Consider the following 23723-nt stretch of genomic DNA (forward strand, 5'->3'; position numbering starts at 1 on the left):
TAATAATACTCTTATTCACAAACCTTGTCAATGCAATTAATAACTCATAAATTATTTAAATTAAAAATTTTTCTGTTTTATATTTGTAAATTTTATCAGTCTATCTTTTTTTATTTTTATTTCGTTTTTTCAACCTCTTTTTTCACTGTTTTTTCTAAAAATATTATATCTATTTCAAAAAACAAGGATAATATGCTCATTGGTATTTATTCTTTTATTTTTCATGTTCTTTTCTTTTCAATTTCGCTAATCTATTGTATCCATTTTCTGTATGTAGGCCGCTATCTTGCTTATTTTTTAGTTGGCTAAGACCAGCAGCCAAGCCCCCCTCCCAGTCGCAAGAGCAGCACCAATGATGGACACAATAAAGGCCAGTCTTGCTGCATATTTATCGGGAATCCTCTGACTCAACCAAGCACCCAGGCCCATACCGATAAAAGCGAAAAGTAAAAACAAGCCATTATGGCTTAGACTGAAAATGTCCCTAGGAAAAGGAATCCCGCTTGCGACCTTCATCCCGGCCGTAACGGTGCAAATAAGGAAGAAGACCCCTTGCATGGCTGCATTGAAGTGGCGAAAGTCCCAATTTACATACCGGGCATAAATGACCATGGCCGGTGCAGGGATGCCGGCTGTCGTCACTAAAAAGCCCCCGCCAAGGCCGGATAAAAGCAAGGGCACCAGGCCGTCTTTATGGGGCTTATCCACCTTAAAGCCCAGAGAAATGGCCAGGGCAACCAGCATGATCAGGCCAATGCTAAGTTGCAGGAAGGCCGGCGACAGGTATTTCACCAGGTAAATCCCCGGGTACATGCCAAGTACAGCTGCGCCTGAAAGAATCAACACCCGCTTCCACTGGAGGTCCTTGCGGGCGGCCACCATTAAGAAGAGGCAGCCGAGACCGTTTAGGATATTGCTCACCACTACCCCTTCTACCGGACCTAAAAAGAGTGTATAGACCGGTACCATGACCAGGGCAAAGCCGGTTCCAGAAACCCTTTGCAGCAAAAAACCTAAAAAAGCAGCTACAAGAATGATCCCAAACATGACTGGGTAACCCCCTTTTTTGAGTATAAACTAGAGCCTTTCGTATAAAAACGCATAAAAAAAGCACTGCCGAAGCAGTGCTTAAGACTTTCAGGCTATTATTCAGCAGCGCTGGTGTCTTCTTCAGTGGTGGTAGTGGTGGTGGTAGCGGCGTCGCTGCCATCTTTTTCTACAGTAGTGGTAGTGGTGGTAGCTTCTACAGAGCTAGCTTGTTCGGAAGTAGCTTCAGAAGAAGCAGCGTCATTGTTGCCACCGCAACCAGCGAGTACAGCCATACCAAGTGCCATGCACATCATAGCAGCCATTAATTTTTTCATTCTAAAAAGGCCTCCTTAGATTTAAGAAAAAAGTTTTTCACCTCTCGGTGTTAAGTACATCATACCGAATGAATACGTTAGACTTACAGCTAAAATGTAAAATAATTGTAAACTCTCTCACAAATGGGCCATGGTGATATCTACAACAAGGGCCTCGGTAAAGGCTACCAGGTCTGCCGGCTTGAGTCCCACCTGCAGACCCCGCTGGCCGGCAGAGACAATAACCTCATCAAGACCGTCAATATGCCTATCGATATAGGTCGGCAGCTGGTGTTTCATACCGATTGGCGAACACCCGCCCCGAATATAGCCGGTGGTTTTTTCTAATTCCTTTAAGGGGAGCATCTCCACTTTTTTATTTTGGCTCACCTGGGCCAACTTTTTCAGATCAATACTTAAATAAGAAGGGATGACCGCTACAATAGGCCCGGTCTTGTCCCCAAGGGCCAGGAGGGTCTTAAAGATCATTTCATCCGGCCGGTCAATTTCCGGACCGACCTGCCGGGCATCCAGGTCATCTTCCTTCCAGCGGTAGGTGTAGACCTCGTAATCGATGCCCCCCTGGGTTAAAAGCCGCATGGCATTGGTTTTTTTATGCTTTTTACTGCCCATCTCTTACGCCTCTTCTTGCCAACCCTTACAGACATCCACCGTCGCCCGGGCGCCACTGACTTCAGCCAACTCAGAGATGGTCAGACTTACGGCACTGGCTGCATCACCGCAAGCAGGATAAACTATTTCGAACCGGTTCAGGGAGGCGTCAAGGTAGACAGTTGCTGTTTCGGGCAGGGCAAAGGGACAAACCCCGCCGGCCTGGTAGCCGGTCAGGGCCTCGACATCTTCCCCCCGGAGCATCTTGGCCTTAAAGCCAAACTGCTCCTTAAAGCCCTTATTATCTACTTTGGCATCACCGGCAGCTACAATGACAATGGAGCCCCCATCCTTATCGTAAAAGCTCAGGCTTTTAGCAATGAGTGCCTCTTCACAGCCAACCTGCTGGGCCGCCAGGGCAACGGTAGCTGTACTCTCGGTAAAAGCCTGGATCCGGTTAGCATAGCCTTTATCGGCTAAATACTGACTTGCGCGTTCAAAACCTGTGGTCATGATAATTCCCCCAATTCATGCGGTCGCAAACTAATCTCACCAGTGGAAATGGTCTCTCGCCTGCCGGCCTCATTTTCAATAATCAAGTGGCCCATCTCATCAACATCCCTTGGAATGACCGTCCGGCGGTCACGTAGGGTGACCAGGTCGGCCGGTTTATTTAAGAAAAATAGCCGGTCCCGATAGCCCTCTAAATAGGGCCGGTCTGAAAGAGCTTGGGTATAGGTATAGAGCCGGTCTAAAATGGAAGCGGCCATTTTAGACCGGAGCAGGGGGTCCTCCCGGGGCCCGTCAAAGAGGCTCCCGTAGCCCTGGCCGGCTTCATTGGCATGGGGGTAGACGTTTAGCCCTATGCCAACCACCGCCCAGCGAAGACTTTTTTCTTCCAGGGACAGGGCTGCTTCCGTAAGGATACCGGCTATCTTAGCCTGGCCCCGGTAGATATCATTGACCCACTTGATGCCCATCTTTTCTTCACTGAAGGCCTCAGCGGTTTCAGCAACAGCCAGGGCTGCAGCCATGGTTAAAAGGGTGGCCTCTTCTGCTGCCACCTGGGGCCGCAAAATAACGGTCATATAAATCCCCACCCCGGCCGGGGAGTAAAAGTGCCGTCCCCGGCGGCCGCTTCCGGCAGACTGGCTATCGGCCACGACGGTGGTCCATTCAGGGGCCCCTTCGCCGGCTAATTCAGCGGCCTTTTTATTGGTCGAATCAATGGTCGGTTGGTACATCAACTGAAAGGGCTTGTTTTCGTCCAGGGACGCCTGGATAGCGACGGCATTGAGTAAGTTGGCCTCAGCGCTCAGCCGGTAGCCCTTTCTAGGCGCTGCCTCAATGGCAAGGCCCTGGGCCCGCAAGCCTTCAATTTGCTTCCAGACGGCCGACCTGGAAATGCCCATTTCTGCGGCCAATTCTGCCCCGGAAAACCACTTTTCAGGGTCGTTGACAAATACTTGCAGGAGTCCGCCCTTCATACATTTCCTTCCCTTCTGCCCCTCCCAATCAATATATGCAAAAAAAGGCCTCCATGACGAAGGCCTTCAATCTTATAAGCTGCTTTTAGCCAGGCTGCAGATGTCAGCAAAAGCCTTTTCATCGTTGACAGCTAATTCGGCAAGCATTTTACGGTTAATGTCAACACCTGCTTCTTTCAAGCCGTGAATCAAGGTGCTGTAGCTCATATCATTTAAACGAGCAGCGGCATTAATACGTGAAATCCATAATTTACGGAAGTCACGTTTACGCAGGCGGCGGTGTTCATAAGCATACTGACCGCTCTTCATGACAGCCTGGTTGGCCACCCGGAATACCCGAGACCGGCTACCGTAATAACCCTTTGCCTGTTTTAAAATTTTTCTATGTTTTTTGCGGGCATTGACGCCACGTTTAATTCTAGCCATCTGGACCTCCTATAAATTAGATGAGTTGATCAATACGTTTGGCGTCACCCTTAAACATGATGGCGCTTTTACGTAGCTTGCGCTTACGCTTTGGAGATTTTTTCTCCAGGATATGGCTGGTGTAAGCGTGGTTCCGTTTAATTTTACCGGTGCCGGTCCGTTTAAAACGTTTGGCTGCACCGCGGTGGGTTTTCATTTTAGGCATGGTGGTTCTCCTCTCACGACTACTTCTTCTTTTTGTCAGCACCACTGTCATAGGGTACCAACATCATGGTCATATTACGTCCCTCTACTTTAGGGGCTTTCTCTACCTTGGCAATATCTTGAACATCTTCCGCTACCCGCTCACAAAGCTCGCGGCCGAGTTCCGGATGGGTAATTTCACGCCCCCGGAACATAATAGTGATTTTCACCTTATTGCCCTCTCCGAGGAAACGGGCAGCATGACGGACCTTGGTATTAAAGTCATGGTCTTCAATACCCGGCCGCAACTTAACTTCTTTAACTTCAATGGTTTTTTGATTTTTTCTCGCTTCGCGTTCTTTTTTGCGTTGCTCATACTTATACTTGCCGTAGTCCATGATCTTGCACACCGGTGGTTTACTATTTGGAGCAACTTCCACCAAATCTAAACCCTGCTCCTCGGCGACCTTCATGGCGTCTCTGGGGTGCATAACCCCCAGTTGTTCCCCTTGACTGCCAATCAAGCGGATTTCACGACAGCGAACGGCTTCATTTACACGAAGTTCTTTACTTATGATCCACACCTCCGAATAGTGAATAATAAATAGCATAAAAAAAAGACGGGATTCACCCGCCGATATTACATCACTATTAACCACTATATATGAAGATGGGATATCTAAATATAGCTTAAATGATGATGCAACCGGACACCGTTAGGCGGCAGGTGAGAAAAGATTTTCTACTTTTGCAACAAGACTATTATACAAGCTTCCCCTTAAGCTGTCAAGCAAGCAATAAAAATCATCCAAATTTACTATTTCTTGAACTTTTTGTTACCAAATAAAGCATTCCCTTGCTTTCATCATAAGAATTTGTTATCTTTCATATGAAGCAAGGATTATTTGACCCATTCTCAAAATCTATTTTCGAAAGGAGCATACTATGTCTAAGAAAAAACATGATCCTTATGCAGGTATGACAGATGAAGAGCGTCTGGCTTGCTTCGAACGGGAATGTATTGACCACGATAATCCGGTCGGTGATGAAGCACAGGTCGTTGCCAGTAAATTTTCTATCCAGGATTTATGGACTGCTGAAGACTGGTGGACCATCTGGCTGGGCTTTGCTGTTATCACCATTGCTGCCATTACGACAATCACAGGTATCTTTGCCGGCGATTCTCCCTTTAGTTTCTCTGCCATCAAATTCGCCTCCTGGGGTGATGGTGAAACGGCCTTTATGGATATTTTTTCTGGTCAAGTGCTAATTAAGTGGATTTTCACCCTCATCTTCTTTGAGATTCTCTTCGGTATCGGTATGTACTTTATGGGCAAAGACTTCACTGCTTGGATGAAGGCCTTCCCGGGATTATACTTCCTCTGTACAATCGTTTACCTGGTTAGTGGCAACGTGACTTTAAAGCAATATTTTGAATATGCTGTTTGGGCTTTGGTTATTGGTCTTATTATTTCTAATGTATTCAAAACCCCGGCTTTCTTAAAACCAATTTTGCAAACGGAGTACTACATTAAAACAGGCTTGGTTATTATGGGGGCAGAAGTCCTTTTTGCTAATATTGCTAAGTTTGGTGGCTACGGCTTATCTATTGCTTGGCTGGTTACTCCAACGGTTATTATTTTTATGTGGCTTTTCGGGCGTAAGTTCCTACAGATGGAAAATCCGCGGATGGTAATGGTTATTGCCGTAGCTACCTCCGTTTGCGGGGTATCGGCAGCCATTGCTGCAGCTGCTGCTTGTAAGGCACGTAAAGTCGAACTGACCTTTGCGATTGGTCTATCCATGATTTTTACCGTTATTATGATGGTCGGCATGCCGCTCTTTATTAAAGCAGTTCATATTGACCCAATGGTTGGTGGGGCCTGGATTGGCGGGACTGTCGACAGCACCGGGGCTGTTGTCTTAGCTGGTGAAGCCTTAGGCGAATTAGGTGGTCAAGTAGCCGCTATGGTCAAAATGATTCAAAATATCTTAATCGGCTTCATTGCCTTCGGTATTGCGATATTCTTTACCACCAAAGTTGATCGTGGGACTTCTTCTGATGTCGGTGCAGCTGAAATTTGGCACCGGTTCCCGAAATTTATCCTGGGCTTTATTGCTGCTTCTTTGATTTCTTCCTTTATTTTCCTGCCCTCTCTTGGCTCAGACACCACCACAGCCATTATCGACAGCTGCAAAACCTTTAAGGGCTGGTGCTTCTGTCTGGCCTTCATGTCTATCGGTCTCGAGTCCAACTTCCGCGAAATGGCTGATCAAATGGCTGGCGGTAAACCGATGATTCTTTACGTTGTTGGCCAATCCTTCAACTTAATCCTAACCCTCTTAGTTGCTTGGATTGCCCTCTCAGGGAACTTCTTCCCGATTCCTGACCTCTCCCTTTTCTCTTAAAAACTAAATGGACAAGGAGCTGATAACCGTGCAAGGAAACAAAAAGCACGCACGCCGATTACTGCCTTTTCAAATTTTTGCCTTTGGCCTTTTTATCCTAGCCTGCGCGGTTATTATCTACGATATATTTTGGGGACATTTTCTTTTTGATAAAGGGTACGGCCCGGGCGCCTACTATTATACAGACGTCCCTAACTGGAAGAGTATTTTTATCGACTCGCCCTATTTGGGATTCAAAAATCCCCTCTTGTCCTTTGCTTTCTTTTTCCTATGGGCTTTCTTGGCCTATCGTATCTTATGTTGGTTAGATAAAAAACTATAATCCTTGCTGAAAGGGCGTCCACTTGGGCGCTCTTTTTATTTTTAAAGAGGCCTAGAGATAAAAAAGCTTCTATACTTATATATGAGCGTCTCCGGACACTTGCAAGGTATCACTGAAACAGGAGTTCATTTTCAATGAATATGTTGTGTTATTTATTATCAAAATTAATACTTAATCATCTTTTCCATTACATGTTTTAAGGGTTTATTTATGCTTTATTAGGCTTTTACTTTCATTTATATCTTGTCCCCAAGAAAAAATAAGTTCATACTATAGCTGGTATTTATTTACATACTTACCTAGCCTCGGCTAGCCCTAGGAGGTGACAACATCCGGCTGGCTACTTAAACCACTATAAAAAAGGAGGCATTCACGTGCAAGCACAAACACGTAAAACCAGTAAGTTTTCAAACTTATGGCTTAAAGAAGGCTACTGGGCAGTGTGGATTGGTTTAGGGACGATTTTAACCGCCCACCGGGATTACGTTAAAATGGAAACCGTCGCCCTTGACTTTAAAGATGCGATTGCTGCCTTGCAGGCGCACGGCTTTACTGAAGATGACTATCTTCTGCAGGCAGAGTACACGCGCAAGTGGGGTATGATTTAGCCAATAAAATAGGGATGCCTTCTGTAGAACACATCCCTATTTTATTGCTTATACTTGCTTGGTCAAGGTCCGACGGATGGCTTCCTTCCAGCCATCTATATTTTTTTGCCTCTTATCCCCGTCCATGGCCGGCTTGAAGCTTTGGTCCACCTGCCGGTGCCGGGCCACTTCGGCCAGGTCCTTCCAGACGCCAACGGCTAGCCCGGCCAGCATGGCGGCCCCCAGGGCAGTGGTTTCCAGAATTTGCGGACGGACCACCGGTACATTGAGGATATCCGCCTGAAACTGCATGAGGAAGTCATTCTCAGCAGCGCCACCGTCCACTTGCAGGGTCTTGATTTCAACTGGACTTTCGGCCACCATGGCCTCTAGGACATCATGGGTCTGGTAGGTGATGGCCTCCAGGGCCGCCCGGACAATATGGGCCCGACCGGTACCCCGGGTCAGGCCGAACATGGCTCCCCGGGCATAGGCGTCCCAATAGGGGGCGCCCAGGCCAACAAAGGCCGGCACCAGGTAGACCCCTTCGTTATCTTCCAGTTTGGTCGCAAAAAAGTCACTGTCCGCAGCTTCATCTAAAATATGCAGGATGTCCCGCAGCCACTGGATCACTGCCCCACCGACAAAGATGGACCCTTCCAGGGCATAGGTGGGCTGGTCGCTGGTCCCGGCGGCAATGGTCGTGACCAGGCCATGCCGGCTGATAATCGGTTCATGACCGATATTCATCAGTAGAAAGCAGCCGGTACCATAGGTGTTTTTTGCCTCACCGGGGCTAAAGCAGGTCTGGCCAAAAAGGGCCGCCTGCTGGTCACCGGCCATGCCGGCCACGGGCACCATGACATTCCGCCCCAAGTGGGCCTGCCCAAAGGAATAGGACGAGGGGTGGACATCTGGGAGCATGGCCCGGGGAATATCCAGTAAGTCCAGAATATCCTGGTCCCAGGTCAGGCTGTGAATATTAAAGAGCATGGTCCGGCTGGCATTGGTATAGTCGGTGGCATGGACCTGGCCATCGGTCAGCTTCCACAGAAGCCAGGTATCAACCGTCCCAAAGAGTAGGTCACCGGCCTTGGCCCGGGTCCGGTCCGGGTCTACCTCATCTAAAATCCAGGCCAGCTTGGTCGCTGAAAAGTAGGGGTCGATGACCAGACCGGTTTTCTCTGCAATCCGGTCCTTGTAGCCCTGGTCCACCAGGTCCCGACAGCGGTCCGCTGTCCGCCGGCACTGCCAGACAATGGCATTGTAGACCGGCTTACCGGTGGTCTTGTCCCAAACGATGGTCGTTTCCCGCTGGTTGGTAATGGCCAGGGCGTCAATGGTTTCCGGACTGATGCCGGTAGCTGCCAGGGTTTCCTGTAAAGCCCCGAAGGTCGAGGCCCAGATGTCCTGGGGGTCCTGTTCCACCCAGCCGGACTGGGGAAAGTATTGCCGGGTTTCATTTTGCCGGATATCGACGATATTCTGTTCATGATCAAAAATAATAGCCCGAGAGCTGGTCGTGCCTTGGTCCAGGGCAATAATGTAAGCCATAAGCCTGCCTCCATTTCTAATCTCTTATTGGGCTATTATACCATTTAATATCCCCTTGCGGGGATTATTCAAACCATATAAAAAAGCCTTTCACTGACGGATGGTCAATGAAAGGCTTTTACCTATTTCTTATCAGGGGACTCTTCTTCTTCATCATCTTGGAAAATATCGTTGACGGTATCTTTGATTTTACCAAACCAACCCTTTTCCTCATCCTTGTCACCCTTACCGCTGCCGGAGCTGTTTTTGGCTGTTCGAGCCCGGCCCTTGCTGTCCGTATAAAGTTCTTTCCGGTCCAGGGTTTCGTATAGGTTGGCAAAGAGGTCCCTTTGCTCATCGCTGAGCCCCTTAGGCGTTTCTACAACGACCGTTACATACTGGTCGCCACGCCCGAAGCTCCGCATCCCCTTGATGCCCTTGCCTTTGAGGCGGAACCGGGTGCCGCTCTGCACGCCGGCGGGGATTTTAAATTTTAGGCGGCCTTCCAGGGTAGGAACTTCGATTTCATCCCCCAAGGCTGCCTGGGCCACGTTAATGGGCTGCTCCATGTGGATATCGTTATCAACCCGTTCGAAGATCGGGTGGGGCTTGACGCGGATGTAGATGAAGAGGTCGCCGGAGGGGCCGCCTTGTTCGCCGCCCTCCCCTTCGCCCTGCATCCGCAGGCGGTTGCCATTGTCTACCCCGGCAGGGATGGTCACATCCAGGCTGACCGTTTCCCGCTTCAGGCCCTGGCCGCCACAGGCGGTGCAGGGTTCATCAATGATTTCACCGCTGCCACCACATTCAGGACAGGTGCTTTGGGTCTGAATCCGGCCAAAGGGGGTCTGCTGGGCGCTGATAATCCGGCCGGTCCCGCCACATCGGGAGCAGGTATGGGGGCTGGTCCCGGCCTTGGCCCCGGTCCCATGGCAGGTGTCACAGACCTTCCGCCGGGTAAGGGTAATGGTTTCCTTGCCGCCAAAGACAGCTGTTTCAAAATCAATCAGTAGGTCGGCCCGTAAGTCATTGCCCCGACGGGGACCGTGTGGTCGGCCGCCGCCACCGGCGGCCCCGCCAAAGAACATATTGAAGATATCGCCGATATCGCTAAAGTCGCCACCGAAGCCGGCGCCACCTGCACCTGGCCCGCCGCCAAAGCCTCCAAATTGGGGGCCGTCCGGACCAAACTGGTCATACTGCTGGCGTTTTTGCGGGTCTGAAAGGGTTTCGTAGGCGTCGTTTACTTCTTTAAAGCGCTTTTCCGCCTCTTTGTCGTCCGGGTTCACATCGGGGTGATACTTCCGTGCCTTTTTTCGGAAGGCCTTTTTTATATCCTGGTCTGTGGCGTCTTTATCAACCCCGAGCACCTCATAATAATCGCGCTTATCGGCCATTATTTATCGTCTTCATTCACTTCGGTGTAGTCGGCGTCAAAGGTACCGTCTTCACCGGCTGCACCAGCATTGTCCCCTTGGGCTTCAGCCTGAGCGTTGGCTTCCGCTTGTGCATTGGCATACATTTTTTCAGTCATCTTGTAGAGGGCCTGGGTTAAGGCTTCGGTTTTGGCCTTGATGTCTTCGGTGTCATCACCTTCAAGGGCCGTTCGGAGGTCTTTTTGAGCAGCTTCAATGGCTTCCTTGTCAGCAGCTTCAACAGTCTCGCCGGCGTCTTTTAAGGCCTTGTCGGTTTGGAAGAGGAGGCTGTCGGCGTTATTGCGGGTATCGACAGCTTCCTTCATTTTCTTATCGGCTTCGGCATTTTCCTCAGCGTCTTTGACCATCCGGTCAATGTCTTCATCGGACAGGCCGCTGTTGGACTGGATAGTGATCCGCTGGCTCTTGCCGGTGCCCTTGTCCTTAGCAGATACATTGACGATCCCGTTGGCGTCAATGTCAAAGGTGACTTCAATTTGCGGAATCCCTCTCGGTGCCGGAGGGATATCCATCAGGCTGAACCGGCCCAAGGTCTTGTTGTTGGCGGCCATTTCCCGTTCCCCTTGGAGGACGTGAATATCCGTAGAGGTTTGGTTATCGGCAGCGGTGGTGAAGACCTGGCTGCGGGATACCGGGATGGTTGTATTCCGTTCGACAATCTTGGTCATGACGCCGCCCAGGGTTTCAATCCCCAAAGACAGGGGGGTGACGTCTAATAAGACCACGTCTTTGACTTCGCCGACTAAGACACCGCCCTGGATGGCGGCACCAATGGCGACGCTTTCGTCCGGGTTGATGCCCTTGAAGGGGTCTTTATTGGTTAATTTCTTAATGGCTTCCTGGATGGAGGGCATCCGGGTGGACCCACCGACTAAGATGACCTTGTCGATATCGCTGGCAGACAGGCCGGCGTCGCTCATGGCTTGACGGGAAGGAACCATGGTTTTTTCAACCAGGTCAGCGGTCAGTTCGTCAAATTTAGCCCGGCTCAGGGTCAGGTCCATGTGCTGGGGCTGGCCATTGCTGTCCATAGAGATAAAGGGCAGGTTGAGGTTAGAGGTGGTTACTGTCGAGAGTTCCATTTTGGCCTTTTCAGCGGCTTCCTTTAACCGTTGCATAGCGGTCTTATCTGCAGACAGGTCAATGCCTGTATCTTTCTTGAAGTTGTCTACAGCCCAGTCAATGATTTTCTTGTCAAAGTCATCGCCACCGAGGCGGTTGTTCCCACTGGTTGCCAGCACTTCAAAAATCCCGTCGCCAATTTCCATTAAGGAGACGTCAAAGGTCCCACCACCTAGGTCAAAGACCAGGATTTTTTGGTCTTCAGATTCTTTATCCACCCCATAGGCCAGGGCCGCTGCAGTCGGTTCGTTGATGATACGTAAAACATCTAAGCCGGCAATTTTACCGGCATCCTTGGTGGCCTGCCGTTGGCTGTCAGAGAAGTAGGCCGGAACGGTGATAACGGCCTGGCTGACTGTTTCGCCCAGGTAGGCTTCTGCATCGCTTTTCAATTTCTGCAAAATCATAGCGGAGATTTCCTGGGGGGTGTATTCCTTGTCCCCCATGTGGGCCTTGTAGTCAGTCCCCATGTGCCGCTTGATCGAAGCAACGGTGTTGTGGGGGTTGGTGATGGCTTGGCGCTTGGCCACTTGGCCGACCAGGCGCTCGCCGCTATTATTTAAACCAACAACAGACGGGGTCGTCCGGTTTCCTTCTGTATTGGGGATAACGACGGCCTCGCCACCTTCCATAACAGCCACACAAGAGTTGGTGGTCCCTAAGTCAATACCTATAACTTTTCCCATATTTTTCCTCCTGAATATTTATCCTTAATAATCTGTCATATATAATGGATGGTTAACTGGTCCCGCTGACCCGACAGACAGTGGGGCGCAGTACCTTATCTTTAAATTGGTAACCGGTGCGTAATTCATCAATGATGGTATTGGCCGGTGCGTCGGCGTTTTCATCGACCATAATGGCCTCATGGTAGACCGGGTCGTAGCTTTCACCCAGGCCGGCAATCCGGGACAGGCCGGCCCCTTCTAGGACCGTCATCAGCTGCCGCTGGATTTGCTCCAGGCCGGTCATGACGCTTTTATGGCTGTCGTCATCAGAGCTGGGCGCTGTTTGAAGGGCCATGTCAAAGGCATCTAATACCGGCAGGATTTCCTTAATGAGGCTTTCATTGGCATACTGGTAAATATCCGCTTTTTCCCGCTGGGTTCGGCGTTTGTAGTTGTCAAAGTCGGCCAGCAGGCGGATGTACCTGTTTTCCAATTCCGGGGTCTCGGCACCAGTGGAGGGATTTTCTTCCCCTTGGCCGGATTCAGCAGTGGCTTCCGCCACATCTTCAGCCTTTTCGGCCGTCGCTTCTGCAGGGGCTTCTGTCTCAGACGACATGGTTTCTTTTTCAGATGCGTGGTCGCGCAATGCGCTTCACTCCTTTTCTATTGTCTAATCTCGCGCAGTTGCCAAGCAAAGGAATGCAGGAGGGGGGCCAGGTCCGTTTGGCGGTCTGGTACCAGCATGGCCTTGTCTCGGTAAATCTCTTCAATGGCCTGGGCGGTCGTTTGTAAGAGACGGGCGCAAGCAAGATAGTTCATTCTTTTTGGTCCTAAAAGGCCCAGGTGGCCTCTTTGCCGGCCAATGTGATAAGCTACGCTCACAAGGGCGCAGTCCTCTAGGAGGGGGCTCGGCAGTTCCCGGCCCAGGCGGACCACAGGATCCTTACCGGATACATCAGCCAGCAGGTCTGGTACGGTTCTTTCTTCCTCCAGGGCCGATAGGATCCGGCGCAGCTTGTCCGGCTCCTGGAATTCAGGCTGGTCTAAAATTTTTAAGGCCCCGCTAACATAGACGACCCGGCGGCCATCATGGGAAATGGCTTCACCGAGCAAGTCGACAATTTGGCGGATAAAGTGAGCCAGTTCACCGTCCTGCTGCTGCAAGAACTCTGCCAGGGGCCGGCGCCAGTAATGCAGGGGCAGGCCGCGCAGGTAGTGGTTCAAGAGCCCCTCGGCAATGAGCATTTCCTTTTCACCGATGCTCAAGGGCATATCCACCAGGTCACTACTGACTTGCTCATCATCGGTAACCATAACCATCAGGGCCCGGCCAGGGGCCAGGAAGATGACCTTTAACCGGGCCAGGACCGGCTGTTCCTCAGCTGCCAGGGCCGGGAGGTAGAGCATGGCCGGCAGGCCTGCTGCTTTAGCCAGCCAGTCCACAAGGGCCAGCCGGGTAACATCATCATTGACCCGGCCGGTGCCCAACCAGGCCTTGACCCCAAAGGGGTCGGTCGACCGGTCTTCAGCCAAGTGGACCGGCAGGAGCCGGCTGATATAATAGCTCAGGCCCTCATCGGTCGGTACCCGACCGGCAGAGGTATGGGGCGCAATGACCAGGCCTGCCTCTTCTAGGTCAGACAGGTCGTTGCGGATGGTTGCCGCACTGACGCCAAGGTCTTCTTTTTTGGACAGCGTGCGTGAGCCCACCGGTTCACCGCTGGCCACATAATCATGAATGAGGTGCTCCAGGATGCGTTCTTGGCGATCGGTAATACCCACGTCATGCCTCCTTTTCTTCTGTACTGGTCACATCTTGTTAGCACTCAATCTAATCGAGTGCTAATTACACATTCAATTTATCACCTTTCCCCCTTCTTGTCAAGCAATTGCCCCTTTTATCCAACAAAAAAACCGTTTCCAGCTAAGGGAAAACGGTTTGATAGATGGGGCTTTATTGGGCCCGGAAGACCCAGTGGAGGGCCACAGCCATATTCAAGGCCGATAAGGGGATGAGCCCGCCGCTATGGAGCATGCAGCGGAGGACATCCGTCGATATACCGAAGTCTACAAAAATCGCACTGAGCAGGACCAGGACATCCAGGCCAAGGGTCAAGATGGTCCCCAGCCGCCAGCCACCAAAGGAAAAGCGGACGGCCAGGACACCAACCCCCATGGCCAGCAAAACGAAAGCCAGGGCCAGTAACAGATGGCTCTGAATATAAGCGACCCCTGTAGCCGGCAGGGTAAAAAGTCGGGTGACGGCATTATAGTAGCCCACAGTCGCTATGACCGCTAAAAACATCAAAAGTCTATACAACTTCAGCCGACTTTGTCCCATGATGAGGCCTCCCTTGCAAATGGCATACCTGATATGGCAAATCATCCCACTATTGGCCCCCCTTGTCAAGGGCAAAAGGGGCCTTTACAAAAATAAAATGGCCAGTTCATTATTTAAGAGCAATCCTTCCAGACTGGGCTTAAAATACTGGCCGTCCATGACAGCCAGCCCCTGGGTGCAGGCCGCCTTAATGGCCACGGCGTAATCAAGATGAAAGTGGGCCCCGTAACGGGCATCAAAGCTGGGGATCCATAAGCCTTCCGTCTGCCGCAAGGCCAGGATGACCTGCTCGCTCATCAGGTCCTCCCGAGACCATACCTCATCCTCGACCAGGGGGAGGCGGCCCTCTGCCAGGCTGGACCGATAGAGGGCCGGGTCTCCGGTCAGCCGGGTAAAGCGACCGCCTACCTGACCGGATGCACCTAAACCACAGCCCAGCCAGTCGCCCAGAGACCAGTAAAGCCGGTTATGCCGGCAGACCTCCCCTTCCTGGGCATAGTTGGAAATCTCATATTGCCGGTAGCCGGCCGCTGCCAGGGCCTCCCGCTGCCATAAAAAACTGGCCCGGGCCAGGTCCTCATCCGGATCCGGCAGGCGACCGGCAGCCAGGTCCTGGGCAATGGGGGTCCCCTCTTCAACAATGAGCCCATAAAGGGACAGGTGGCTGGGCGCCAAGGCCAGGGCCGCCTTGACTGTTGCCTGCCAGCTGTCTAAGGTCATCCCCGGCAGGCCGTACATCAGGTCCAGGTTGACATTGCTAAAACCGGCAGCCCGGATGGTCTCATAAGCGGCCAGGGCCATTTGCCGGTCATGGCGGCGGCCTAATATCTTTAAAGTGGCATCATCAAAGCTCTGGACCCCCATTGATAGGCGGTTGACCCCGGCGGCCAGCCAGTCGGCCAAAAGCCCAGCTGTCAGGTCCCCGGGATTGACCTCCACCGTCCATTCCTGGACCGCCCCGAGGCCGGGCAGGTCGGCCATCCCTTCCAGGAGCCGGGCCCAGTTGGCCCGGGACAGGCTGCTCGGCGTGCCGCCGCCGATAAAGATGGTCTCCAGAGGCTGGTCAAAGGCCTGGATCTGGAGGCGGAGATCGATGAGCAGGGCCTCGATATAGGCCGCCTGGTCGGCCTCCGCAGCCGGCCCGCTCAAGAAATCGCAATAGCGGCACTTACTGGGGCAAAAAGGAATATGGATATACAAGCCGCCCATAGGGACCTCCCTTCATACTCGCTTACAGGTAAAATACTTAGAATAGGAAAAAGACGCCCTAAAGGCGTCTTTTTCCTGCTTACTGACCGCCGTTATTGGTCTCTTCAGCCGGGGCCTGGTCTGATGACCCGCTGACGAGGCCAGCAAACCAGCCGATAAAGCTTTCAAACCAACTGCCTAATTTACTCAGGAAGTTTTGCCCTTCCTCTGTGTTCAGGTAGTCATTGGCCTGGTGGGCCCACTTGTTGAGGTTATCGGACAGGGCATTCCAGTCAATATTTAAGCTGGCCAGCTGGTTGACCGTGTCCAGAAGTTGCTTGTACTGCTGGTCTGTTAACTGGATATTGTAGTCGGCCAGGATTTTATCCACGATGGCCTTGATGTCATTGGCAGTTTGGGGTTTTTCCGTAGCAATCCGCTTTTTGATGTCATTGATGACCGCTGTGGACTGGTCTTCCCCCAGACTTTTAGAGAGGTTGGCATTGGTGACCAACTCCTGGGTGGCAGCTTTTTTCACATCATCGGAAATTTGCGCCCCACTAGAAACTTCATAGGCCTTGATAATCCCGGTTAAGGCCCCGGTCCCACTGACTTCAAAGGGGGCCGTTACCTTGACATCTGCATCGGTGACGCCGGCGGTCAGCAGGGCGCTTTCATATGCAGAGGGGGTGACATAGTTGATGTTGTTGGTGGTGACATGGATCCCGGACCCCTTAGAGGTGTAGGTCACCATGGCACAGGAATTGGTGCTGTTCCCAATTTGGGCCGCCGGTACAGAATTGCCCAGGTAGTACCGTTCTTCATCAATGGTTACCCGAATTTCCTGGACCCCCTGGGGGGCATTGAAGTAGCGCAGGACTTCTTCTCTCTGCTGGGCATTTAGGTTATCCCCAATGGTAACAATACTATCCCCCACCGCTGCATCAGCCAGGGCTGCCAGGGGTTGGAAGGCCAGGACAGCCACGAGGACAGTGGATATAATCGTTTTCTTCATTGAATACCTCCTTAGCCTTTCAGCTTAAGGCAAGTATAGCATAGTTTTGTAAAAAAGATGTCAAGCATTTCCTACCATTTCATTGCGGACCTGTTAATTCATTGCAGGCGCTCTAAAATATAGCCGGGAATCCGCCGGATGACCAGGCCCACAAAGATGATGATCAGGGTTTTATCAAGATAATCCGTCACCACTTGGACGATAAAGGCCGAAGCCACCAGGGGCATCCCCATGACATGGGTCATAAACTGTAAGATATAGCTAGACCCGGCCGAGGTCACCCCGCCAAAGATATAGGCGGCAATCAGGGCTCCGATCATCGCAGCCGGAAGGCCGACAATCAGTCCCTTAACCGGTGCAGCCAGCTTTTTGACCCGGGGATGACGGAAAACCAGGGTGGCCAGGAGGGCCGTCGTCATGCTTTGGGGCAGGAAGGGCAGGGCAAAGGCATCCATGCTGGTGTTGGCAATGGCACTGAGGACTGCACAGGCCACCGCCCAGGGGGCGCCCAGGAGGGCCGCAACTGTCATGGTCCCGACGGTATCAATATAGATGGGGAGCTTGAGCTGGGTATTGACAAAGCAGAGGGCCAAGTTGACACCAACACAAATAGCTGTCAGAGCTAGGGGATAGGTATAAGATTGTCTACGCATATTCATTTCCTTTCAAAAAAAGACAGCCTGCACAAAGACAGGCTGTCTCCCCCCTAGGGGGCGGTCTTAGTGTTATCCTGGGAAGTTTCCAACCAGTCGGCGCGAACGCCACTTTTTATGAACTTGTCCGCTTAACTTTTTAAGCGCTTGCTATCCGGTACGCCATAGATAATATTGGGGTCTTTCTCTGAAATCCCCTTCATTTCCAGGCGGCCATAAATAATTTCTGAAATCAAACTGTAAATCGTGCTCACCAAGGGGACAAAGAGCAACATCCCCATGAGGCCCATTAAAGACCCACCGATGGTAATGGCAAAGAGGGTCCACATAGAGGGCAGCCCCACCGAACTGCCAACCACCCGGGGGTAGATGACATTGGACTCAAATTGCTGGAGCAGGAGCATAAAGACGAGGAAAATCAGGGCCTTGGTGGTGCTGACGCTGAAGACCAGCAAGAAACCAATAAAGCCACCGATCACCGCTCCGGCAATGGGAATCAAGGCCGTAAAGCCAATCAGGACCCCAATCATGAAGGCATAGGGCAGCTGTAAAACAAGCATCCCGATACTCATCAGGGACCCCAAGATCACCGCTTCCAATAACTGCCCGGTCAGGAAGTTATAAAACTTGGCAAAGCCCACCTGAAAGACGTGGATGACATACTTGGCCGTTTCATGGGAGAAGATAGCAAAGATCAACCGCCGGCCCTGGATGGCCAGGTCTTCCTTGGCAAAGAGGACATAAATCGCAAAGGCAAAACCCACCACGGCATTGACCAGGAAGCCAAATACACTGGTCACGATCCCAAAGGTTGAGAAGAGGGCCGAGGTTAAGAGGTTGCCATTATCCCCATTGGACCCATCCGGCGAGGACCGCAGGAAGTCCATAATCCCTTGCTGGATATTGGCCGGGGATATATTCTCTATGTTCTTCCGTATCTGCTCGACCTGTTCAGCTGAATCTGGGAACCGCTGGACCACCTGGTCCAGGATGTGGTTAAAGCCGGCAAAGTATTCCGGCATATTGCTCACAAATAGGGTAATAGAATCGATGAGCTGCGGAATAACAATGACCGAGACCAGGGTAACCAATAAGATGACAATGATTAGTGATAGCAAAACGGCTAGGGGCCGTTTGAACTTTTTAAACTTCTTACTCTTAATCTTCGAAAATACCCGACCTTCTAAAAAGCGCATGGGTACGTTCAAAATAAAGGCCATGACAGCCCCGGCAATAAAGGGCGTTAAGAGATTGAGTAATTTCCCAAAAGATACCCCGACATCTCCGGCATGAAAAACAGCATAAGCGATGATAATGAGCAGGACCAGGGCGAGCATGGTCCTTCTCAGGGTATAGCGGTTAAAATGCATACAGGTTGCTCCGTTTCAATGATTGGTTTAGAGATTCTTTAATTGAATTTTCTCCATCAGCTTGGTCACCATTTCTGCGGCATCACAGCAGTTCTCTAAGCGTTCATAAAGGTCCTTCCAAATGATGACTTCACGCAGGTCAAGAGAGGAATCCCCGAATAATTCATGGGTGGCCCGGACAAAGAGCTTGTCCGCTTCTTTTTCCAAGTCAGAAACCGCCATCACCTTATCCTTTAAGTGCTTGCTCTTTTTGAAATGACTAAATTCTTTTGCCGCTTCCTCAAGCCCTTCAGTACTCTGTAATAAAATCCGGGTAAATTCAACGGCATCAGACCGCAAATGATCCACACGGAACATATAGATGCAGGTAAAGACGTCCTCAATAGCATCAGTGACATCATCCAGGGCATAAGTTAGGCTGATGATATCTTCCTGATCAATGGGCGGCAAAAATTCAGCGACAATTTGGTCCATGATTTCATAGACCACTTCATCACACTTGTGTTCCACCCGGCGGATATCTTCCAGCTTGTCTTCAAAAACCACATCCAGGTTGTAGTTGGTCGTGGCGTCTTCCAACAAGGCCGCTGCTTGAACGGTATACCGGGTCATTTTCTCAAAGGCTTTGAAATAATTGTAATTCTTTTTAGGTTTCCGCGTTTTCTTCTTATTCTTCTTGGTTTCTTTAGTATCTTGGCCCATTTTTTCCTCCAATACTTTCTAAGTAACCCTATGCGAACAATATTGCGAATGCTTTCACTGCACAAAAACCAATTAACCCACAGCCGGGGAAGGTGATTAACCATGTCAAGGCCATGTTTCTAACCAAGTCCCAGCGCACGCTGGATAAACTCTTACCGGCGCCAACCCCCATAATCGCTGTGGTTTTCGTCTGGGTCGTCGAGACCGGGAAACCGACGAGGGTCGCAATCAGCAAGACCAGGGACCCGGCCACATCAGCTGAAAAGCCCTGCCACTGCTTAATCTTGACCATATCCATCCCTACGCTCTTAATAATCCGGTAGCCGCCGATAGAAGTCCCTATCCCCATGACAGCTGAGCAAAGAATCATCAGCCACAGGGGAATGGTAAAGCTGCCGGAAGGGTTTTCACCTCGGGCTAAAAACATCCCCAGCATAAAGACCCCCATGAATTTCTGCCCATCCTGGGCCCCATGCATGAAGGCCATGGCTGCCGCACTGGCGATTTGGCCACCTCGAAAGACGCCGGCTGTCCGGCGCCGATCGGTATTTCTGAAGAGTCGGCCAACCAGGCGAACAATACACCAGCCCATTAAAAAACCAAGGGTCACAGATAGAATAAGCCCGTAAATGACTTTAATCCATTCATTCCCATTGATGCCGCTGATACCCCCTTGTAAGGCAATCGCTGCGCCGGAAATCCCGGCAATGAGGGCATGACTTTCACTGGTGGGAATCCCAAAATACCAGCTGGCCACTGCCCAAATCACAATGGCAAATAGGGCCGCACACAAGGCCAGCAAGGCCGGGTACGGTTCGCCGCGAAAATCGACCATATTAAAAATAGTTTCCGCTACACCGGCGCTGACCATGGTCATAATCAGTACGCCCAAAAAATTAAAAACGGCTGCCATCAGTATAGCCGGCCGGGCCCGCATGGCACGTGTAGACACGCAGGTCGCAATCGCATTCGGTGCGTCGGTCCAGCCATTCACAAAGATGACTGCTAAAACTAAAAAGGCCGTAATTGCGTATGCGGGGCTGGATGTAACATCCTGCAGAAACACCAATAACGAATCCGCCATATCACCCTCCTGAAATAAGTAGTCAACCATCCATTCATTCTTATTGTCGAATATGCGACCCATTCTGTCAAGTTTTTTTAAGATGGCTTTTGTTCCAAGTAAATTTTAGCATAAATCAGAGGCGGACTGATTTCTTTCTTTGCTTTTTCTTCATTAATATTGCTTATCTATCACCGGACCGGAATCAGTCGCCGGCGACATTTGTTTAAGGCCTGATAAAATGGTAGGATGGTCCTAGCAAACCACTAGCAGCTTGAGGAGGCTTACCATGAATGATCCACTGGGCCAAGTGATGGCTCATCTAAACAAAAACCACTTCCACCGGGACCTGGCCGGTCTCCTGGCCATTGAAAGTGTCCGGGATGACAGCCGGCAGGGCCCCGGCCAACCCTTTGGCCCGGGACCGGCCCAGGCCCTGGCCTACATGCTCCAGCTGGCTGACCGAGACGGGTTTGAAGCCACCAATATTGACGGCTATGCCGGCCGCATTGCCTGGGGCGCAGGCGAGGATATCCTAGGTATCCTGGTCCATGTCGATGTGGTCCCGGCCACCGGCGACTGGGCCAGCCCGCCCTTTGAGGCCAGCATCCGGAACGGGTTTTTATACGCCCGCGGGGCAGCCGATGACAAGGGCCCGGCCATGGCCGCCTACTACGCCCTCCTGGGCTTAAAAGAGGCCGGTTTTAAGCCGAAAAAGCGGATCCACCTCATCATCGGAACGGATGAAGAAAGCGATTGGGGCTGCATGGCCCGCTACTTTGCCACAGAGCCCATGCCCAGCCTGGGCTTTTCGCCGGATGCAGACTTCCCCCTCATTAACGGGGAAAAGGGGATGGTCACCTTAAACCTCACCGCTAAAAGGACGGCCACCGGCCCCTTAAAGATCCTCCAGGCCGGAGAACGGGCCAATATGGTCCCGGACCGGGCAGAGGCCATCCTAATAGGCGACCAGACAGCCCACTTAGCCGACCGCTTTCCGGCCTGGTGCCAAGACCAGGGTCTCCAGGGCCAGGCCGATTGGGTCACCGGCGACGTGAAGCTCACCCTCCAGGGCAAGTCTGCCCATGGGGCGGAACCGGCTGCCGGCCGGAATGCGGCCAGCTACCTAGCGGCCTTTCTCCAGGCCTATTTGGGCCAAGGACTAGACCCAACCATTTCCTTTATCAGCGACTGCCTCCACCGCCAGCCGGACGGGGCCGGCCTGGGCCTGGCCTTTAGCGATGAGGTCATGGGCCCCCTAACGGTAAACGCCGGCATTGTCGACATCCAGCCGGCTACCAGCCGGGTCAATATCAATATCCGCTACCCCCGGGGGCTGACGGCCGAAGAAATTGTGGACCGGGTCCGGGCCAAGGCCGCCGCATATGGCCTGGACCTAGCCTATGATGGCCCCGCCAAGGCCGTCCATTATATCCCGGCCGATGACCCCCTGGTGGCCACCCTCCTGGCAGTCTACCAAGAGCTGACCGGCGACGCCACCGCCCAGCCCCTGTCCATCGGCGGCGGGACCTACGCCCGGATGATGCCCAAGGCCGTCGCCTATGGCCCCCTCTTCCCGGGCGAAGACGGCCAGCTCCACCAGGCCAATGAGCACATCGCCCTCGCCTCCCTCTATAAGGCCATTGCCATTTACCAGGAAGCCATCCGGCGACTCACAGAAAAAGCTGACTAAGCAAAAAAGGGGCTGGTGTAAAATAGCCCCTAAAAAAGCACAAGGCCCGTCTCATTTTTGAGACGGGCCTTGTGCTTTTTTTGCTATACTATATACATGCCTACAACAAGTATTTTAATCTTAACCTAGACGAGAACACTGACAAGTAAAAAGGAGCTTTTATGGGGCTATGTCGAATGATTTTACTCATTCTGACACAGTCCCTTTTTTAGTGGATATGAATATACTTGGCATAGAGCTTCTCATCGGGCACAAAAATGTCATAGACATGCTTGAGGGCCGCCCGGGCATCTTCTACCTGCCCCCGGGCCATGACCCAGAAGGGGGCGGTAAAGACCGTTGCCCGAACCCCACTATCCGAAAAACCCAGCCGCTCGTAAAACTGGATCCGCCGTTCGCGAATCCGCCGTTCAGCATCCGTTTCTGCAAAGGCCGGGTCATCACATTCCAAGATAAGGCCACCACTGGGCAGGCCCTGGTCCAAAAGGGCTTCCAGGGCCCGGCTCCCCCAGCCTTCAGACCGGTAACCGCGGGCAACGGCAAAGTAGTCCAGGAGGGCCGCCTCCTGGTCGGCATAGAGGCAGGCATAGGCCCGCATATCGGCAGCCTGGCCAAAGGTATAGGCGCCGTAGTTGCCGGTGGCCTGCAGGGCCAGAAGGTGCTTAAAGGGCTTCAGCTCGCAGGCCGGAAAGTCAGCCTGCATATGGTCTGTATATAATTGAGAAAAGGCATCTTCCGGCAGGACTTGCCTACTCCACTGTAAAGACACCATAACGACCTCCTCATAGTCAATTAATTCTAAGCGTGGTATAATACTCTATACCTATATCATAACATAGTCATTTTCAAGATGAAAGGAGGGCCCTCATGGCATTTATTGATTTAATTGATTGCAGTAAAATTTATCAAACGGGCGAGACCCAAATCATTGCCAATGACAAGATCAGCTTTAGCGTGAACCAGGGAGAGTTTGTCATTATTGTCGGCCCTTCCGGCGCCGGTAAGTCCACCACTCTGAACCTCCTAGGCGGGATGGACCGGCCTACCAGCGGCGAAATCATCGTAGATGGCGCCCACCTGGAAAATTACAGTGACCGTGACCTGACCCGCTACCGGCGGGAGGTCATCGGCTTTGTCTTCCAGTTTTACAACCTGGTTCCCAACCTGACCGCCCTGGAAAATGTCGAATTGGCCGCCCAGTTGGTCGACCAGCCGGATAAGGCGGAAGATGTCCTGGCTGCCGTCGGCCTCAGTGACCGGGCCGGCAACTTCCCCGCCCAGCTCTCCGGTGGGGAACAGCAGCGGGTGGCCATCGCCCGGGCCCTGGTCAAAAAGCCCCGCCTCCTCCTGGCTGACGAGCCCACCGGGGCCCTGGACTACCAGACCGGCCGGGAAGTCCTCGGCCTCCTCCATAATGCCTGTCGGGTCACCGGCACCACCGTCCTGGTGATCACCCACAACCAGGCATTGACGCCGCTGGCTGATCGGGTGATCAGCATCGTCGATGCCAAGGTCCGGGATGTCCGCCTAAACCCCAACCCCCTGGCCATTGAAGATGTGGAATGGTAGG

26 protein-coding genes are annotated in these 23723 nt (G+C 51.9%); 5 read left to right on the top strand and 21 right to left on the bottom strand.

The annotated features are described in order from the left end of the window. Nucleotides 1-297: 297 nt before the first annotated feature. The 8 genes from ACLGL1_RS01925 to infC all read right to left on the bottom strand — a co-directional run bounded on the left by ACLGL1_RS01925 (nt 298) and on the right by infC (nt 4662). A complete protein-coding gene (locus ACLGL1_RS01925) occupies nt 298-1047 on the bottom strand; it encodes a sulfite exporter TauE/SafE family protein (protein ID WP_411007106.1) in 750 nt (249 codons plus the stop codon). Between the two features lie 98 nt (nt 1048-1145). Continuing rightward, nucleotides 1146-1352 carry a hypothetical protein gene (locus ACLGL1_RS01930; protein WP_411007107.1) on the bottom strand — a complete coding sequence of 69 codons (207 nt, stop codon included), beginning with the start codon at nt 1350-1352 and terminating at the stop codon, nt 1146-1148. A 129-nt stretch (nt 1353-1481) separates the two neighbouring features. Further along, a complete protein-coding gene (gene ybaK, locus ACLGL1_RS01935) occupies nt 1482-1976 on the bottom strand; it encodes a Cys-tRNA(Pro) deacylase (protein ID WP_411007108.1) in 495 nt (164 codons plus the stop codon). Nucleotides 1977-1979: 3 nt separating this feature from the next. Next, nucleotides 1980-2468: a YbaK/EbsC family protein gene (locus ACLGL1_RS01940; RefSeq protein WP_411007109.1), complete on the bottom strand. Its 489-nt coding sequence runs from the start codon at nt 2466-2468 to the stop codon at nt 1980-1982. Then, nucleotides 2465-3442, bottom strand: coding sequence for a biotin--[acetyl-CoA-carboxylase] ligase (locus ACLGL1_RS01945; RefSeq protein WP_411007110.1), 978 nt, complete (start codon nt 3440-3442; stop codon nt 2465-2467). The genes ACLGL1_RS01940 and ACLGL1_RS01945 overlap by 4 nt, the downstream gene beginning before the upstream one ends. A 72-nt stretch (nt 3443-3514) precedes the next feature. Continuing rightward, nucleotides 3515-3868 carry a 50S ribosomal protein L20 gene (gene rplT / locus ACLGL1_RS01950; RefSeq protein WP_411007111.1) on the bottom strand — a complete coding sequence of 118 codons (354 nt, stop codon included), beginning with the start codon at nt 3866-3868 and terminating at the stop codon, nt 3515-3517. A gap of 16 nt (nt 3869-3884) precedes the next feature. Then, complete coding sequence (rpmI, locus tag ACLGL1_RS01955) at nt 3885-4073, bottom strand: 50S ribosomal protein L35 (protein ID WP_411007112.1); 189 nt, start codon at nt 4071-4073, stop codon at nt 3885-3887. A gap of 19 nt (nt 4074-4092) precedes the next feature. Beyond that, nucleotides 4093-4662: a translation initiation factor IF-3 gene (gene infC / locus ACLGL1_RS01960; protein WP_411007113.1), complete on the bottom strand. Its 570-nt coding sequence runs from the start codon at nt 4660-4662 to the stop codon at nt 4093-4095. Nucleotides 4663-4996: 334 nt separating this feature from the next. On the opposite strand from infC, the gene ACLGL1_RS01965 reads away from it, so the two are divergent. The 3 genes from ACLGL1_RS01965 (at nt 4997) to ACLGL1_RS01975 (ending at nt 7390) form a co-directional block, all read left to right on the top strand. Continuing rightward, on the top strand, nt 4997-6460 hold the full coding sequence (locus ACLGL1_RS01965) for a YeiH family protein (protein WP_411007114.1): 1464 nt from the start codon (nt 4997-4999) through the stop codon (nt 6458-6460). Between the two features lie 28 nt (nt 6461-6488). Beyond that, nucleotides 6489-6782 carry a hypothetical protein gene (locus ACLGL1_RS01970; protein ID WP_411007115.1) on the top strand — a complete coding sequence of 98 codons (294 nt, stop codon included), beginning with the start codon at nt 6489-6491 and terminating at the stop codon, nt 6780-6782. A 374-nt stretch (nt 6783-7156) separates the two neighbouring features. Then, on the top strand, nt 7157-7390 hold the full coding sequence (locus ACLGL1_RS01975; protein ID WP_411007116.1) for a hypothetical protein: 234 nt from the start codon (nt 7157-7159) through the stop codon (nt 7388-7390). A gap of 48 nt (nt 7391-7438) precedes the next feature. On the opposite strand, the gene glpK is transcribed toward ACLGL1_RS01975, so the two are convergent. The 12 genes from glpK to ACLGL1_RS02035 form a co-directional block, all read right to left on the bottom strand. Then, nucleotides 7439-8923: a glycerol kinase GlpK gene (gene glpK, locus ACLGL1_RS01980; protein ID WP_411007117.1), complete on the bottom strand. Its 1485-nt coding sequence runs from the start codon at nt 8921-8923 to the stop codon at nt 7439-7441. Nucleotides 8924-9045: 122 nt separating this feature from the next. Further along, nucleotides 9046-10299, bottom strand: coding sequence for a molecular chaperone DnaJ (gene dnaJ / locus ACLGL1_RS01985; protein ID WP_411007118.1), 1254 nt, complete (start codon nt 10297-10299; stop codon nt 9046-9048). Next, nucleotides 10299-12146, bottom strand: coding sequence for a molecular chaperone DnaK (gene dnaK, locus ACLGL1_RS01990; RefSeq protein ID WP_411007119.1), 1848 nt, complete (start codon nt 12144-12146; stop codon nt 10299-10301). Before dnaK ends, dnaJ begins: the two co-directional genes overlap by 1 nt. A 52-nt stretch (nt 12147-12198) precedes the next feature. Then, nucleotides 12199-12774, bottom strand: coding sequence for a nucleotide exchange factor GrpE (gene grpE / locus ACLGL1_RS01995; protein ID WP_411007120.1), 576 nt, complete (start codon nt 12772-12774; stop codon nt 12199-12201). A 17-nt stretch (nt 12775-12791) separates the two neighbouring features. Beyond that, nucleotides 12792-13910: a heat-inducible transcriptional repressor HrcA gene (gene hrcA, locus ACLGL1_RS02000; RefSeq protein ID WP_411007121.1), complete on the bottom strand. Its 1119-nt coding sequence runs from the start codon at nt 13908-13910 to the stop codon at nt 12792-12794. Between the two features lie 172 nt (nt 13911-14082). Next, complete coding sequence (locus ACLGL1_RS02005; protein ID WP_411007122.1) at nt 14083-14469, bottom strand: hypothetical protein; 387 nt, start codon at nt 14467-14469, stop codon at nt 14083-14085. 84 nt (nt 14470-14553) lie between these two features. Continuing rightward, nucleotides 14554-15678, bottom strand: coding sequence for a radical SAM family heme chaperone HemW (gene hemW, locus ACLGL1_RS02010; protein ID WP_411007123.1), 1125 nt, complete (start codon nt 15676-15678; stop codon nt 14554-14556). 79 nt (nt 15679-15757) lie between these two features. Beyond that, nucleotides 15758-16672: a DUF1002 domain-containing protein gene (locus ACLGL1_RS02015; protein ID WP_411007124.1), complete on the bottom strand. Its 915-nt coding sequence runs from the start codon at nt 16670-16672 to the stop codon at nt 15758-15760. A 98-nt stretch (nt 16673-16770) separates the two neighbouring features. Beyond that, nucleotides 16771-17325 (bottom strand): hypothetical protein, encoded by a 555-nt coding sequence (locus ACLGL1_RS02020; protein ID WP_411007125.1) that lies wholly within the window; start codon nt 17323-17325, stop codon nt 16771-16773. 131 nt (nt 17326-17456) lie between these two features. Further along, nucleotides 17457-18695 carry an AI-2E family transporter gene (locus ACLGL1_RS02025; RefSeq protein WP_411007126.1) on the bottom strand — a complete coding sequence of 413 codons (1239 nt, stop codon included), beginning with the start codon at nt 18693-18695 and terminating at the stop codon, nt 17457-17459. Nucleotides 18696-18722: 27 nt separating this feature from the next. Further along, nucleotides 18723-19397: a DUF47 domain-containing protein gene (locus tag ACLGL1_RS02030; protein ID WP_411007127.1), complete on the bottom strand. Its 675-nt coding sequence runs from the start codon at nt 19395-19397 to the stop codon at nt 18723-18725. 28 nt (nt 19398-19425) lie between these two features. Next, complete coding sequence (locus ACLGL1_RS02035) at nt 19426-20481, bottom strand: anion permease (protein ID WP_411007128.1); 1056 nt, start codon at nt 20479-20481, stop codon at nt 19426-19428. 268 nt (nt 20482-20749) lie between these two features. Here ACLGL1_RS02035 and pepV point away from each other — a divergent pair, with 268 nt between their 5' ends. Further along, nucleotides 20750-22153 (top strand): dipeptidase PepV, encoded by a 1404-nt coding sequence (pepV, locus tag ACLGL1_RS02040; RefSeq protein ID WP_411007129.1) that lies wholly within the window; start codon nt 20750-20752, stop codon nt 22151-22153. A gap of 208 nt (nt 22154-22361) precedes the next feature. Here pepV and ACLGL1_RS02045 read toward each other — a convergent pair whose 3' ends face one another. Further along, on the bottom strand, nt 22362-22925 hold the full coding sequence (locus ACLGL1_RS02045; RefSeq protein WP_411007130.1) for a GNAT family N-acetyltransferase: 564 nt from the start codon (nt 22923-22925) through the stop codon (nt 22362-22364). Between the two features lie 95 nt (nt 22926-23020). On the opposite strand from ACLGL1_RS02045, the gene ACLGL1_RS02050 reads away from it, so the two are divergent. Then, a complete protein-coding gene (locus ACLGL1_RS02050; RefSeq protein WP_411007131.1) occupies nt 23021-23722 on the top strand; it encodes an ABC transporter ATP-binding protein in 702 nt (233 codons plus the stop codon). Nucleotide 23723: the final 1 nt, after the last annotated feature.

It is taken from the genome of Peptococcus simiae (genome assembly GCF_046569735.1).
Classification (GTDB): domain Bacteria; phylum Bacillota; class Peptococcia; order Peptococcales; family Peptococcaceae; genus Peptococcus; species Peptococcus simiae_A.